This window comes from Acrocarpospora macrocephala (assembly GCF_009687865.1).
In the GTDB taxonomy this organism is placed as follows: domain Bacteria; phylum Actinomycetota; class Actinomycetes; order Streptosporangiales; family Streptosporangiaceae; genus Acrocarpospora; species Acrocarpospora macrocephala.
Genome location: NZ_BLAE01000009.1, coordinates 67237 through 81074 on the forward strand (window position 1 = coordinate 67237; position 13838 = coordinate 81074).

The window sequence follows — 13838 nt, forward strand, 5'->3', positions numbered from 1 at the left end:
CATACTTTGGGCCCATCCGGAGTGAGGCGAGTTTTCGTACCATGATGGGGTGCTTCCCCTTCTTCGTTCTGTGTGGGACGAGCCTCGTCCGCCCAATCCGCCGCGGCGGGTGTGGCGGGACTGGGCGCTCGTGGGCCTGCTGGTGCCGATCGCCGTGCTCGAAGGGGTTCTGCGGAAAGACCTTCCGTGGCCGGTCATTTCGGTGATCCTCACCGCCGGGCTGGTGCCCACCCTGTTGTGGCGCCGGACCAGACCGCTGCTGATGGTCGTGATCGCCTTCGGCGTCCCCGGCGTGGCCGACCTGTTGGCGGGCAGCGGCTCCTTAGAGACGAACACGATGGTGTATCTGCTGCTCCTGGTGTACGCGTTGGTCCGGTGGGGATCCGGGCGCGAGGCGGTGATCGGGCTGGCAGTCATTCTCGCCAAGGCCTCCTTCTCGCTGGCCGCCACCTACACCACCACCGGCATCGCCGACGTGATCGGTGGAAGCACCGTCCTGCTGCTGGGCATCGCCCTGGGAGCGGCGTTCCGGTATCGGGCCGGGGCGAGGATGCGTGAGCTCGATCAGGTCAAGTTGCTCGAACGTGAGCAGCTGGCGCGTGAGCTGCATGACACTGTCGCGCATCACGTCTCAGCCATGGCGATCCGAGCTCAGGCGGGCCTCGCGACGGCGGCGGCGCAGCCGAACGCGGCGACCGAGGCGCTGCAGGTGATCGAGGCGGAGGCGTCGCGTGCCCTCGCCGAGATGCGCAGCATGGTTCGGGTGCTCCGCCGCGACCAACCGGCGGACCTGACGCCGGGGCGACGCATCGCCGATGTCGAGCAGTTCGCGAGCCCTGGCCGCTCGGGGCCGTCCGTCGAGGTGGAAATCCTCGGCGACGTCGACGACGTTCCGCCATCGGTCGGGGCCGCGATCTACCGCCTCGCCCAGGAGTCGATCACCAACGCCCGGCGGCACGCGCGCCACGCCACGCGCGTGGAGGTCAGCGTCGCCGCCGACGAGACGTCCGTACGCCTGCGGGTGAGCGACGACGGCGAGACCAGCCAGATTCGCCAGCCGGGATACGGGATCATCGGCATGGTGGAACGCGCTGACCTGCTCGGCGGCACCTGCGTGGCGGGCCCGAACCCGGATCGAGGGTGGACCGTGACCGCCGTCCTGCCTCGCGCCGGGGCGGCCACATGAGCATCCGGGTGATCGTCGCCGACGACCAGGAGATCGTCAGGACGGGGCTCGTGATGATACTCAACGCCCAGCCGGACATCGAGGTCATCGGCGAGGCGGCCGACGGGCGGCGAGCCGTCGAACTCGCCCGCCGCCTGCGCCCCGACGTGTGCCTGTTCGACATTCGCATGCCCGCCATCGACGGCATCCAGGCCACCCGCGCGCTCGCCGGGCCGGGCGTGGAGGATCCGCTCGCGGTCGTCGTCATCACCACGTTCGACCTCGATGAGTACGTCTACGCCGCGCTGCGGGCCGGAGCCCGGGGTTTCCTGCTCAAGGACGCCGGAACCGCGCTGCTCTCCCAGGCCGTACACGCCGCGGCCGACGGCGACGCGCTCATCGCCCCGAGCATCACCGCTCGCCTGTTAGGGGCTTTCGCCCGCTCCGGGCCGGCCGAACCGGCGATGCGGCCGATCGAGGAGCTCACGGAGCGGGAGGAACAGATTCTCGCCACGGTGGCACGCGGGCGGACCAACAGCGAGATCGCCGACGAGCTCTACATCTCGCTCAGCACGGTCAAGACCCACATCACCAGCCTCATGGCCAAGCTCGGCGTCCGCAATCGCGTCGAGATCGCCATCTGGGCGTACGAGACCAACCGGGTTAGGAACGGATGATCCATTCGGCCACGGCGAGGTTGATCACCCAGGCGGCGCCCAGGAGCAGCGTTCGGGTGAGCCCGACAGGCGTGCCGATGAGCAGCATCGCGGGAAGGTGGATCAGCGCCTGGGTGCCCGCGCCCTGGCCGATCGCGTAGCCGCGGATCATCCAGGCGCGGTGCCGGGTGATGTCCCGCCGCCGGATCGCGGCCAGGCCGAGGAGGATGCACGCCGCCATGGCCGTACCGAACAAGATCCGGAAACCGGAGAGGAGACCATCATCGCCGGCGGGGAGGGGCGAGAACAAGGTCATCCACAGGCCTGTGAGCGCGGCGAGGAGTCCGCACACGATCAGCAGGCGTCCGGCGGCGCGGTGCCAGCCTGGCCTGCGACGGCGGAACCCGGGGACGAACTGGAAGGCGCCCAGAACGCAGTACGTGCTGGCGCCGACGATGTGCAGTGCCACGGGCAGTGGAGCCTCGAAGAACCGCGCGTTCTCCGGCGTGATCGCCGCACCTCCCGTCAGCTCGGTGAGGCGTATGGCGCCCGCGACCACCGGGACGAAACTGAGCGTGATCAGCGCAACCGGCGCGAGCGTCGCCGCTCGCTTTTGGTGGGTCATGACCCGATCGTGACGGCTGAGGTGACGCTGGTTCATCGACAGAACAGCCGGAGCTGAGCTGGCCGATCATCCATCAATCGGGCGTACTTTCGGCCGATGAGCCTTTCGCGCGATTTTCCTACGCTCGGGGGAAATCAGCGGACAAGGAGAATGTGATGAAGGCGTTCGTTCTGCGCTCGTACGGCCCAACCGACGTTCTGGATCTCACCGACATCGACAAGCCCGTGCCCGGCGACGACGAGGTGCTGGTTCGGGTCGTCGCCACCTCGGTCAATCCGTACGACTGGCATAACATGCGCGGCGAGCCGTACCTCGCGCGGCTGATGCCTGACGGGCTCGGGCTGCGCACCCCGAAGCTCAGCATCCTGGGTGTGGACATCGCCGGAAACGTCGAGGCGGTCGGCAAGGACGTGACGGAGTTCCACCCGGGCGACGAGGTGTTCGCGATGCTTTTACAGGGCGGCTTCGCCGACTACGTGTGCGTACGGGAAAGTGAGCTGGCGCCGAAACCGAAGAACCTGTCGTACGAGCAGGCCGCTGCCGTGCCGATGGCGGCCAACACCGCCCTGATCGGCCTGCGCGACGTGGGACGGCTCCAGCCGGGTCAGCAGGTCCTGATCAACGGAGCTTCGGGGGGCGTGGGAACGTTCGCGGTGCAGATCGCCCGAGCCTTGGGCGGGGAGGTCACGGGCGTCTGCAGCACGAGGAACGTGGACCTGGTCCGCTCCCTTGGCGCGAGCGACGTCATCGACTACACCCGCGCGGATTTCACACGAAATGGGCGCCGCTACGACCTCCTGCTGGACGTCGCGGGAGGCCGGTCGATGTCGGCGTGCCGACGGGCGCTGACACGCAAGGGCGCCCGCGTCATCGTCGGCGGACAGTCCGGCCGATGGATACGACCGATGGGAAGCATGATCTCGGCGGTCGCGCTATCGGGGTTCACCTCCCAGCGCGCGGCCCTGGCGGACGTGGTCCGATGCACGGAGAACAAGCAGAACCTGATAGCGCTGACCGAGTTCATCGAAAGCGGCAAGATCACCCCGGTCATCGACCGGCGTTACCCGTTCGAGGAGATCCCGGCGGCCATCAGCTATCTGGAAAAGGGGCATGCCCCAGGAAAGGTCGTCATCACGGTCTGAGGGGCCAGAACACCGCTGCTGTTCGTGGCGCCGGCGCGGCGAGAACCACCACCAGCGCTAACGGCGCCGGGTAACGGTGAGCATTGGGTTAGGTGCAACGTCAGGAACAGGTGCCCTTCTTCGTGAGCCGGCCGCCGATGACCTTGTTGTCGCACGCGATGGTGTTGCCGCCCACGGTGTCGTTGATGCCGACGCCCTTGCCACCGGCAAGATCGATCCTGTTCTTGCGGAAGATGTTGCCGGTGCCCCAGCCATCGATGATCTCGTGCGTCTGGAAGCCGTCCTGCGGCGTCTTCTTTCCGGAGTTGCCCTCGATCACGTAGTTGTTGCCCTTGACGTCGACCCAGGAGTCGTTGACGTCGTCCCCGATGAGCGCGGACCCGTCGAAGATGTTGCCGACGATGCGGCCCCCGCTGGTGCCTTCCTTGATGTCGATGGCTTCGGCCGTGGCCCGGATGACATTTCCGCGCACCAGGTTTCTGTCGCTCTGGTCCATCCGCCCGCCGGTGTACTTGCCCCAGTTGGATTCCGCCGACCCGAGATAGACGCCCTCACCGAACTTCGCGCGGCGCAGGCCGGTGTTGTAGATCTTGCTGTACTGCACGATGTTGCCGGTGCTGAAATTGCGCAGATGGATCGCCTCGTCGCCGATCTCATGCACGGTAAGGCCCTGGATGATCGAGCCTCTGGTCCGGTCAGCCATGATGCCCTTCTGGCTGTTCTGGACCGAGAAGCCCACCAGTCGCCAGTAGCTCACCTTGTTGAGGTGGAAGGCGTACCCGTTCTTGATGCCGCCGCCGTCCAGAACCGCTTTGGCGGTGCCACACAGGAAGATCGGCTTAGCCTTCGTGCCTGACTTCTGGGCGACGAACTTGCCCTTGTAGATGCCAGGACGCAGTTGGATGACCTCACCCGGCCGGGCCGACTTGATCGCCTGCTGGAGCGCCGAGGCGTTGCCGACGATCTTGGTGGGCTGCGGGCAGCGTACTTTGCCGGGTCCCGCAGGCACGCGCGCGAGCGGTGCGGGAGCCGACACCGAAACCATCCTTAGACCGCGAAGCTCGCTGCCGTCCTCGCCGTTCCCAAGACTCGTCGCCACACCACTCCCGGCCACGAGCCACACTCCCGTGGCCATGACCAGCGAGCCGACCAGCCCTCCGGCGAGCGTGACATCGACCTTAGTCGTTGGTCTCCCTGTCGGGTGTTCGAGGCGCAAGAGAACTCCTGAATAACATTTGAAGTCATGACAACGGGCGTTTCAGACGATCACCCTAGCAACGGGAGCAACGCCTTCCTTCACCAGGCTCAATCCTCACAGCCGCTCGTTGTCCGATTCAGGGCCGTTGCGACTCTGTTGTGAAAATGCCGCAAAACACCAAGCGGCACAAGATCACCTAGTGGCAGCCCTGTCGGGTGAGAACGCACATCAGGATTTGTCCGTAGTGACACCCACCGGGCACGACGCACCGTCACACCAGCGTTCCACATCGGGCGACGCCTGCGGGAAGTCTCGATCAAGGCCAGACGTGATCACCCAAGCCGGATCGAACCGGGATCCGAGCATCGCTGACACATTGACACTTTTTCACCGGCTCTTTTCCGGTACGGGAATTTCACATCGGCGTTGCGTTGTGAGGTGGCTCGCGGCAACTGTAAGCATCATACCGGTCTCGTCGGCTTGCTCACTGGACAAGTAGGTCGCATTCGGGCCTACGCGTCAGCCGCGACCAAGAATCACATTCCGAAAGGAACGGTATATGCCAACGCCTATTCCCCGGACAAAAGCCCCAGCCGCTACCGCCCGGCCGAAGGCACGTCACGCGGCGAGGAGAACGGCGATGGCGACCATGCGCGGCTTCCTTTCGATAACTCTGGTCATCACCTCGGCCCCGGCGACCGCCAGCGCCGAGAACGACCAACACGAGCACTGCAAGTCAGCCGGCTTCTGTCTCAATGGCAAGCGCAAACAGTGCGGACCGCGCCACTTCTACAAGTTCGGCCGGCTCACACCGAGAAACTTCTTCATACCCCGCACCCGCTACGTCGACGGCCCTGGCGGCTCGATGAAGGTGTCGGTCCTACGGGAACACGAAGTGATGAGTTACCTCGAGTTCGAGGATGAAGGCCAAGAGTCCATCACCGCCAAAGACGTGATCCGCCACCTTCGGAGGTTGGAACGCCCCCGCGTCGAAGTCCGACACAGGATCCTCACCGGCCACGAATACACGCGAAAGATCAGCAAAGGCATGTACGGCAACACCTGGTACCGCGTCTTCGGCTACCGCATCGGCTGGTCAGCCTGGTCGGTACTCGGCACATGCCGCCACGTCAAAATCGCCAGCGGAATAGCCAACGTCCCCGCCAGAATGGAAGGCTGGCGCTACTGGGAGACCAAGCACCCGTTCTACAAGAAACCCGAGCCCACCAACAAGGAAACAGAACAGCCCAACGCTGACCCCTCAGGGGAGGCCCAAGCCACAGAACCTCCCCAGAAGGCGGTCACGAAGACCAGTCACCCTCCTGTGGCAGCGATTCCCACAGGACAGCCGAGCCCGGTGCCCACAGCACAAAGGCCCCCCGCATCACAGGTGCCTTTCGAGTGACGGGGAGTGGGCATTATCGTTCCCATAGGCTCAGTACCCGGGGAAGACCCGGCGCAAGTCGTCCAGGGTTACCGCGCCAGTGACCTCCACCGCGGCCGGAGTGTGCTCCGGAGCGTGACGCCCAACGACCAGACGCAGCCACCACTCCGCCGGGGCGGTGAGAACCGCGTCCGGCGCATCCGGAACATCGACGAGGGCCACCGCCTCACGAATATCGAGACCGAAAGACCGTTCTGGCGAGGTGATGTGCACCGCTACGGTCGCCTGGCCGCCGCCCAGCCCCGCAGGCTTGCCGGCAAAGCCGAGGACGGACCCAACACGATCCACCAGCAGCTCGACGGTCTCCGGATTCAGCGTCGCCCCCGAGTCCAACGCGACCTTGACATCCCAGGTGTGGTGAGCGACCTCACTAAGCCGCATGGCGCCAAAAGAAGCCACGTCCACCGGCTCAGTCGGAAACCAGAGATGAACGCGAACGTCCCCCCTCGTCTGCGGATCCAGCTCCTCGAAGCGCCGCACCAGCGCCTCATTCGCCGTGACGAAACCCTCGGCCCGCTGCACGCGCGACATCGCGTCCCACCGCCCCCACACCCCCTGAATGAACTCCATGCCGGGAGCACCGGCCCCCTGCACCGCCCCCTCAAGCGCCGCGAGATTGATCTCCGCACCACTCCCCAGGTGACTCAGCACCTGCGACACATCCCACTCCGCCGCCCCCGACTGCCGAGCGAGATCCTCCTCGCCAAACCCACGCACCAACGCCGCGAGCTCATCGAACTCCGAACGCAGCGCCTTAATCGTCCGATCCGTCAGGTCGGTCATCCTGCTCTCCTGTCCAGCGATTTGAACTCATCAACGCCGAACACCAACAACGCCGTGGATCATCCCAAATGCACCGGGCCGATGAGGGCAAGATCCGCGATCCCGAGCATTCGGCGATGGACCAGCAGGTCACGCTTCACCGCTGGCCACGATGTCCCTCTGATCGTGACGGCTCAGCGTCCCGACAGTATCCGAGAAGACCCTTGCTCAGATAGATCACCTGGGACCGGCACCCAACCCACCAGGCAGCTGGACAGCACGAGGGGGGCTACCCCATCAGTCAAGGAGCCCTTCCGCTTGGGCCCAGGCGAAGAAGGTAGTCCCATCGCACGGCAAGAAGGCTTCGTGATCACTCAAAAGATCGACTACGGTCGCCGCTTCCGCCACGTCGATTATTCCGCCCCGAATTCCTTCGCACAGGATTTCAAGACTCTCCGTAATCTTAACGCCACGCTCCAGGCCGTGGCGGCGACCGGCACGGTCATCCACGACCGCGGTAATGCCGTGGAATTCGGCATATGCCAGGGTAGTGGCCTCACCGATATTCTTTGAACCTCTGCCAAGCCGCTCATGATACGCAGAGAACAAGACGAGATAGTCCAGCGCCGACTCTTCCACGACCGCGATCCAGGGCTGAATGGAAACTTGATACAGCTGCGCGTACTTGGTTCCGCCCTTGAGGATCTCCTGCTCAACAGCTCCCGTAATAGAGCACGCACGATCGCCCAGCAACTTGCCCAGGACCGGCAATTGATTGGAGCGTGCGAAATAGTTTAGCGGTGAGCTGTCGATAACATATCGCTCACCATTCAACGCAATTCACCCCGCATGGCCTCCAGCGGGATCTCGTCACGCAGCGGCAATTCATCGATTTCGATCTGGCCCCGCAGCAGCTCAGTCACCCTCTCTGCCGAGAGTCGATGGCTCCGATATGCGCGTATCGCAGCGGCAGAGAACCCAGTAGCGATATAGGGTGACTGCAGCTCCTCCGTGATGCGAAGGTTGCATTCGAGATAGTCAGCCCGGGTGGGGGATCTCGAATCAAGTAGTTTGTAGTCGTCCTTCGAGAGCAACCCGAAGCTCTTCAGTTGCTTCAAGGCGGCAGTCCAGCTGATCCTATACTCAGCGCTGACAATAATCGCGGCTTGACGCAGACTGTGGTCCTGCCGTAGCTCCGACCACCGTTTAACTACCCCAACCCGAGGGAACAGCAAACTAATGGCAAAGCTATCGATTGCCCTCTCAGTTTCACTGGTGTTCGCTCCCCAATCCAGCGAGTAGGCGTCGCCGAACAGATGGTGCCCAAGTTCATGAGCGAGCGTTGAACGCCTTCTACCTGGGTCGAGATCCCCGTTTATAAGTGCGACCCCCGCGCTCTCTACCTCGACATAAGCGCCGTCCGCATCCGCTTCGCCCAAGCTCAATGAGAAGGAGAATAGACCGACCTTCTCCGCATGTTCAGCCAAGTCATGAATCGGTTCACCGGCATCGAGGCACATGGCCTCGCGAGCCTGAGCCGCAGCCGTCTCGGAAGCCCAGCCCTGGTCACCTGGCTTGATCGCGCCCACATGGCCGCCAGGAACAAGCGCACGTATATCGACCAGAAGCCTTACGTCGCGCGCGAGATCCTCAATGGCCTGGTCACTCTTCTGATCGCCAAGCGGATCAGCTATAGCAGCGCGCCGACTCACGATGGCACTAGGCGGAGCCGACACAAACCACTGCAAAGGCCGATCGAGGATCTCCGCAAGACGCACAAGCTCCAGAGATTTGATCTGCCTCCGGCCCGCTTCGATCTTGGTGATCGCAGTCCGATCCAACCCCATGGCGTCAGCAAGATGGTCTTGACTCAGGCCACGGGCCCTACGAGCCTCAGACACGCGCCTACCGACTTCAAGCAATCCTTGATCTTTCGCCATAGTGCCATTATCGCACATACCCTGGCCACCAGCACTTGACGGAGCGCCAGGATCGGTCGCCGTTACCTCAGCTCGCCGAAGAAGGTGCGCAGGTCCGCGGCCAGGACCTCCGGTGCTTCCATGGCTGGGAAGTGCTTTCCCCGCTCGTACTCCGCCCAGTACGCGCCTGCGGGCGGGTCGACCAGCTTGCGGACCGTGGCGTCGGCGCCGAACACCGCGAACCCCTGCGGTACGGCCGGTGGCGCGCCCCAGTCGAAGGAGTGGGCCTGCTCGTACAGGAAGCGGGCGGCGGAGATGCCGGAACCGGTGAACCAGTAGAGGCTCACGATGGTGAGCAGTTGGTCGCGGTCGTAGGGCAGGTCGGTCCACTCCTCGAACTTTTCCGCGATCCAGCCGAGTTGCCCGGCCGGTGAGTCGTTGAGCAGATATCCGATGGTCTGAGGGCGGCTGTTCTGGATCGCCAGGTAGCCGCTGCCTTGGCGTTGGAACTCTGCCATCCGGTCCAGGGCCAGTTTGTCCACCGGGTCCGCCGGGTCCAGCCTGTCGGCCATGCCAGGCAGGAAGGTAGCCGTGGCCGCTGCCGTGAGCGGGTCGGTCACCACGTGGACTCCCACGACATGCTCGCCGTCCATGCCCGCCACGGCGCCCGAGACACCGGCGCCGACGTCGCCGCCGTGCACGCCGTACCGGTGATAGCCAAGGCGGCGCATCAGCTCGACCCAGGCCCGGGCGGTACGGCTCATCGCCCAGCCGCTCTCGCGTACCGGAGTGGAGAAGCCGAAGCCGGGCAGCGACGGCGCCACCACGTGGAAGTCCTGCCGCAAGTGCCCGATCAGCGTGGTGAATTCGGCGAACGAGCTGGGATATCCGTGCGTGATCAGCAGCGGGAGCGCGTCGGGATTGTCGGAGCGGACGTGCAGGAAGTGAATCCGCTGCCCGTCTATTTCGGTGGTGAACTGCGGAAACTCGTTCAGCTGCGCTTCCGCGGCGCGCCAGTCGTAGTGCACCGCCCAGTGGGTGGCCAGCTTTTTCAAGGATTCCAGCGGCACGCCGCGGCTCCACCCGGCGCCGGGCAGTTCATCGGGCCAGCGGGTCCTTACCAGCCGGTCGGCCAGATCGTCGACGTCGGCCTGCGGGATGGCGATGGTGAACGGGCGAATGTCCATCAGGACGCTCCTTCTCCTTGGGATGCCACCACGTTACGAGGGAATGCGGAAAGGTTCTTTCCGCGATTGGATGGCAGACTCGGAGCATGTTGGATACCTCGGCCAGATTGCTGAAGCTGCTGTCGCTCCTGCAGGCAAGGCAGAACTGGACCGGCCCCGAGCTGGCCGACCGCCTGGAGGTCACCACGCGCACCATCCGCAACGACGTGGAACGGCTGCGCGAACTCGGCTACCCCGTGCAGGCCACGCCTGGTGTGACCGGCGGCTACCGGCTCGGCGCGGGCGCCAACCTGCCGCCGCTCCTGCTCGACGACGAGGAAGCCGTCGCCGTCGTGGTCAGCTTGCGTACGGCCGTCGGCGGCACCGTCGCGGGGATCGAGGAGATCTCCGCCCGGGCCTTGGTCAAGCTGCAGCAGGTGTTGCCGTCACGGCTGCGCCGGCGGGTCGACGCGCTCCAGGCGTACACGGTGTCGACGCCCTGGGCAGGGCCGACTGTCGACGCGGGCGTGCTGACGACGATTGCGACCGCGTGCCGGGACCATGAACGGCTCCGCTTCGACTACCGCAGCCACGACGGCGATCACGCGGTGCGTACCACCGAGCCTTATCGTCTGGTCCACACCAGGCGCCGCTGGTATCTGTTCGCTTGGGACGTGGAGCGTGACGACTGGCGTACCTTCCGCGTGGACCGCATCCAGCCCCGAACGCCAACGGGGCCGCGGTTCACCCCGCGGCCGTTGCCTGGCGATGTCGCGTCGCGCGTCTCCCGCGGCGTCGCCACGGCGCCCTGGCGCTACCGGGCGCGGGTAATCGTCCACGCGCCAGCCGAGCGGGTGGCCCAGAAACTGCCCGTACCGGCCGAGATCCAGCCGCTGGGTGAGGATCGGTGCGTGTTCGAGCCAGGGTCGGACAATCCCCTGATGCTCGCCGGCTACCTGGCAATGCTCGGCGAGGATTTCACGGTCGAGGGTTCGCCCGAACTGGTCGCGGCGCTGCGTACCCTCGCGGAAAGGCTCTTGCGAGCGATCTGAGTTCAGTGGGGAAATGCCCTGGGTGAACGTGGGGTGATCTCCGCGCGGAAGCTCTGGATGATCGATCTGATCTGGCGCATCAGGGTGGTGCCTTCGAGGCGGTCCAGGTAGAGCGAGCGGCGAGCCAGCCCGTCAGCGTCTACGGCGAAATAGATGGTCATAAGAGGATTGATGAACAGCTCGCTGCCGGTGGTACGAGCAGTGAAATGCGCATCGCCGATCTGGCCGTCTAAAGCAGCCGCGATCGACCCGTTGACGATGCTCGGACGAGCCGGTGTCTCGGCCTGGGCGTACGCGACGGCGTCAAGATAGAGCTCGGATGCCCGGCTCGCGCGCGGGATGGAAAACGCACCCAGATACGCTCCATCGCGGTCTAAAGCCGCCAGATTCTCCAGCACCTGGACATGATTAACTCCATGGTAGGCATCCACGCCGAACCCAATGCAGGCGACGATCTTCTCGCTCACCTCAAGGCCCTGTACGGCGGCCAGGCTGGCCATATCCTCCTCCGGAGTGCCCAACCCCGCCTCGTCGCCGCGCAGCAAGATGTCGGTTCCACCATCGACCAGAACGACGGCGTCGATGTCCAGCCGCTCCACTAACACCTCGTAGGCGGCGCGAAGCGGACTTACGCCAACCTTGGGGAATGCGTACACGGTGGAAGGCAGGTCGTGGGCTTCGAGCCAGCGAGCAAGCGATCGTTCTGGGAAATACCAGTCCCGGGTGGCCGTTTCCGGACCGATCGCGGCCACATCCTGATCCACCCAGACCTCGAGATCCAGCCCGTGCAGCCGGCTGAACGACAAATTCGCCAGATGCACGTCCTTGCCAAGCTCCCAAAGCGCCACAGCGAGCGGAAGCCCGGCATACACATCGAAGCCTCCCCCAGCTCCGGCCACCAGGACGCGCTGAGCCTGCTTGAGCCGAGTGAACAGCGGAGGCTCGTGCAACGAGAACATCCCGGGAACCTACCAGGGACATGGGCGTCGTTAGGCTGAGCCTGTGACACCGAAAGCCGGACGGGTGACTGCGCTGCGCGCCGATGCCGCGCGTAATCGCGCCCGGGTGTTGCAGGTCGCTCGCGAGCAGCTGGCCGCAGGCGACGACTCGCTCCAGCTGAACACCATCGCCCGGCTCGCGGGAGTGGGCGTCGGGACGGTCTACCGGCATTTCCCTAACCGGCACGCGCTGCTGGAAGCGCTGTCGGCGGAGCGCTTCCAGCAACTCGTCAGCGAGGCACAGGTCGCGGCGGCCGACGAGAACGCCCTCACAGGCCTGCACCGCTTGCTGCGTTTCGCCCTCGCACGCGCGCTGGACGATGCCGGTTTCGCCGCAGTGCTGGAATCCGCCAGCGACGCCGACGCGCGCACCTCGGCGATGAAGGCCGAACTTGACCGCGCCGTCGCTGACCTGCTTGATCGCGCCCGCCACGCTGGCGCCATCCGCCATGGCATCGAAGCCGACGACGTCCGCCGCCTGCTCTGCGGCGTCGAGCACGCGGTCCGCTCCGGCGACGGAAACCCCAAATACGCCGAGCTCTACCTCGACGTCCTCCTCGAGGGCCTGCGCCCCCCACGCTAATCGGATAACTATCCGATTGTGGTACGGTACGAGCAGAGAACCGGATAGTTATCCACTTAAGGAGGGCGAAGCCATGAGCCAACGGGCGGTGGTCACGGGAGGAACCGGGGGAATCGGCCTGGAAACCGCGATAGGCCTGGCAGCGGCCGGTTACGCCGTTACCGTGGTCGGCCGGAACGCCGAGCGCGGCGCCCATGCGGTCGAGCGGATCGGCGCTACGGGAGCGGAGGCGAGATTCGTGACGGCCGACCTCGCATCGCTCGATGCCGTACGAGCCGTGGCGGCCCAACTGGCGGCGGACGGACCACTGAACGTTCTCATCAACAACGTCGGAGCAATGTTCGCGGACCGGCAACAGACACCCGACCGGATCGAAGCGACATTCGCCGTCAACCACCTCTCCCCATACCTACTCACCGAACTACTGCTGGAACCGCTCCGCGCCGGAAGCCCCAGCCGGATCGTGAACGTCACCTCCGGCTCGATCCGCGTCGCCAAGCGCACCTTCGACGCCGTCGAACCACCGGGCGGCTACTACGGCTTCCACTGGTACGGCCGGGCAAAGCTCGCCAACCTCGCCTACACCCTGGACCTGGCCGAACGACTACGCGGCACCGGCATCTCGGTCTTCGCAGCCGACCCCGGCGGCGCCGCCACCACCATGACCAACGGCACCATGCTCTCCCCCAAGATCGTCTCCCCCGCCCTACGCCTACTCTGGCCCCTAGTCCGCCGAACCTTCGAACGCGCCACCTCCGGCCCCGCCTCAGTAGCCGCCCGCCCCTCACTCCTCGCCGCAACCGACCCCTCACTCAACAACCAAACCGGCCTAGTCATCGGCCCCAACGCCCAACCCACCACACCCTTCCGCCCCAGCCTCAACCCACAAACAGTCCAGGCCGTCCTCAAACTCAGCCGACAGTTGGCACCACTGACCCAAGCGCTGCGCTGAAGCCCCGGCAGGTCTACGCCTCGCCGGCCAGGCCGAGACACCGCAGCCCTCGGACAGCCCACCTCAATGTTCAGGAAATAGCCGCTCTCCGCTCACGACGGAGGTCCGGTTTTCCCGAACACGAAGGCAGGCGCCGTCGCTACGTCTCTCTGTGAACGAAGCCTCTCCGCCAGGCG

Annotated in this window: 14 protein-coding genes; 7 read left to right on the forward strand and 7 right to left on the reverse strand. The window is 65.1% G+C overall.

Going from position 1 to position 13838, the window contains the following annotated elements; all coding sequences use genetic code 11:
- The first annotated feature begins 49 nt into the window (after positions 1-49).
- Complete coding sequence (locus Amac_RS08525; protein WP_155353778.1) at positions 50-1186, forward strand: sensor histidine kinase; 1137 nt, start codon at positions 50-52, stop codon at positions 1184-1186.
- Positions 1183-1842 carry a response regulator gene (locus Amac_RS08530; RefSeq protein WP_155353779.1) on the forward strand — a complete coding sequence of 220 codons (660 nt, stop codon included), beginning with the start codon at positions 1183-1185 and terminating at the stop codon, positions 1840-1842. Before Amac_RS08525 ends, Amac_RS08530 begins: the two co-directional genes overlap by 4 nt.
- Here Amac_RS08530 and Amac_RS08535 read toward each other — a convergent pair.
- Positions 1829-2446, reverse strand: coding sequence for a DUF2306 domain-containing protein (locus tag Amac_RS08535; RefSeq protein ID WP_155353780.1), 618 nt, complete (start codon positions 2444-2446; stop codon positions 1829-1831). The two genes, Amac_RS08530 and Amac_RS08535, sit on opposite strands and share 14 nt — an antisense overlap.
- Positions 2447-2601: 155 nt before the next feature.
- Between Amac_RS08535 and Amac_RS08540 the strand changes: the two genes are divergently transcribed.
- Positions 2602-3588, forward strand: coding sequence for an NAD(P)-dependent alcohol dehydrogenase (locus tag Amac_RS08540; RefSeq protein ID WP_155353781.1), 987 nt, complete (start codon positions 2602-2604; stop codon positions 3586-3588).
- Positions 3589-3688: 100 nt separating this feature from the next.
- On the opposite strand, the gene Amac_RS08545 is transcribed toward Amac_RS08540, so the two are convergent.
- Positions 3689-4804, reverse strand: a complete 1116-nt coding sequence (locus Amac_RS08545) for a right-handed parallel beta-helix repeat-containing protein (RefSeq protein WP_218040944.1) — start codon at positions 4802-4804, stop codon at positions 3689-3691.
- Positions 4805-5426: 622 nt separating this feature from the next.
- Here Amac_RS08545 and Amac_RS08550 point away from each other — a divergent pair.
- On the forward strand, positions 5427-6191 hold the full coding sequence (locus Amac_RS08550; protein ID WP_155353782.1) for a hypothetical protein: 765 nt from the start codon (positions 5427-5429) through the stop codon (positions 6189-6191).
- 30 nt (positions 6192-6221) lie between these two features.
- Here Amac_RS08550 and Amac_RS08555 read toward each other — a convergent pair whose 3' ends face one another.
- The 4 genes from Amac_RS08555 to Amac_RS08570 form a co-directional block, all read right to left on the reverse strand.
- Positions 6222-7013, reverse strand: a complete 792-nt coding sequence (locus Amac_RS08555) for a maleylpyruvate isomerase family mycothiol-dependent enzyme (protein ID WP_155353783.1) — start codon at positions 7011-7013, stop codon at positions 6222-6224.
- Between the two features lie 276 nt (positions 7014-7289).
- The gene (locus Amac_RS08560; RefSeq protein ID WP_155353784.1) at positions 7290-7826 is read right to left on the reverse strand and encodes a PIN domain-containing protein; all 537 of its coding nucleotides are present in this window, start codon (positions 7824-7826) and stop codon (positions 7290-7292) included.
- Positions 7823-8932: a helix-turn-helix domain-containing protein gene (locus Amac_RS08565; RefSeq protein ID WP_170322386.1), complete on the reverse strand. Its 1110-nt coding sequence runs from the start codon at positions 8930-8932 to the stop codon at positions 7823-7825. Before Amac_RS08565 ends, Amac_RS08560 begins: the two co-directional genes overlap by 4 nt.
- A gap of 62 nt (positions 8933-8994) precedes the next feature.
- A complete protein-coding gene (locus tag Amac_RS08570) occupies positions 8995-10098 on the reverse strand; it encodes an epoxide hydrolase family protein (RefSeq protein WP_155353786.1) in 1104 nt (367 codons plus the stop codon).
- A gap of 86 nt (positions 10099-10184) precedes the next feature.
- Between Amac_RS08570 and Amac_RS08575 the strand changes: the two genes are divergently transcribed.
- Positions 10185-11129 carry a helix-turn-helix transcriptional regulator gene (locus Amac_RS08575; RefSeq protein ID WP_155353787.1) on the forward strand — a complete coding sequence of 315 codons (945 nt, stop codon included), beginning with the start codon at positions 10185-10187 and terminating at the stop codon, positions 11127-11129.
- 2 nt (positions 11130-11131) lie between these two features.
- Here the strand turns inward: Amac_RS08575 and Amac_RS08580 are convergent, their stop codons facing one another.
- The gene (locus tag Amac_RS08580; RefSeq protein WP_155353788.1) at positions 11132-12088 is read right to left on the reverse strand and encodes a DUF1152 domain-containing protein; all 957 of its coding nucleotides are present in this window, start codon (positions 12086-12088) and stop codon (positions 11132-11134) included.
- A gap of 43 nt (positions 12089-12131) precedes the next feature.
- Here Amac_RS08580 and Amac_RS08585 point away from each other — a divergent pair, with 43 nt between their 5' ends.
- Both Amac_RS08585 and Amac_RS08590 read left to right on the forward strand, forming a co-directional pair.
- Entirely contained in the window at positions 12132-12710 is a 579-nt protein-coding gene (locus tag Amac_RS08585; protein WP_218040946.1) for a TetR/AcrR family transcriptional regulator, read from the forward strand.
- Positions 12711-12783: 73 nt separating this feature from the next.
- Positions 12784-13662: an SDR family NAD(P)-dependent oxidoreductase gene (locus tag Amac_RS08590; protein WP_155353789.1), complete on the forward strand. Its 879-nt coding sequence runs from the start codon at positions 12784-12786 to the stop codon at positions 13660-13662.
- Positions 13663-13838: the final 176 nt, after the last annotated feature.

What these genes read in the sequence shown, in the direction of transcription:
- Amac_RS08530 (WP_155353779.1), top strand. Translation starts at nt 1,183, where the DNA reads ATGAGCATCCGGGTGATCGTCGCCGACGACCAGGAGATCGTCAGGACG.
- Amac_RS08535 (WP_155353780.1), bottom strand. Translation starts at nt 2,446, where the DNA reads ATGACCCACCAAAAGCGAGCGGCGACGCTCGCGCCGGTTGCGCTGATC.
- Amac_RS08540 (WP_155353781.1), top strand. Translation starts at nt 2,602, where the DNA reads ATGAAGGCGTTCGTTCTGCGCTCGTACGGCCCAACCGACGTTCTGGAT.
- Amac_RS08550 (WP_155353782.1), top strand. Translation starts at nt 5,427, where the DNA reads ATGGCGACCATGCGCGGCTTCCTTTCGATAACTCTGGTCATCACCTCG.
- Amac_RS08555 (WP_155353783.1), bottom strand. Translation starts at nt 7,013, where the DNA reads ATGACCGACCTGACGGATCGGACGATTAAGGCGCTGCGTTCGGAGTTC.
- Amac_RS08565 (WP_170322386.1), bottom strand. Translation starts at nt 8,932, where the DNA reads ATGGCGAAAGATCAAGGATTGCTTGAAGTCGGTAGGCGCGTGTCTGAG.
- Amac_RS08570 (WP_155353786.1), bottom strand. Translation starts at nt 10,098, where the DNA reads ATGGACATTCGCCCGTTCACCATCGCCATCCCGCAGGCCGACGTCGAC.
- Amac_RS08575 (WP_155353787.1), top strand. Translation starts at nt 10,185, where the DNA reads ATGTTGGATACCTCGGCCAGATTGCTGAAGCTGCTGTCGCTCCTGCAG.
- Amac_RS08580 (WP_155353788.1), bottom strand. Translation starts at nt 12,088, where the DNA reads ATGTTCTCGTTGCACGAGCCTCCGCTGTTCACTCGGCTCAAGCAGGCT.
- Amac_RS08590 (WP_155353789.1), top strand. Translation starts at nt 12,784, where the DNA reads ATGAGCCAACGGGCGGTGGTCACGGGAGGAACCGGGGGAATCGGCCTG.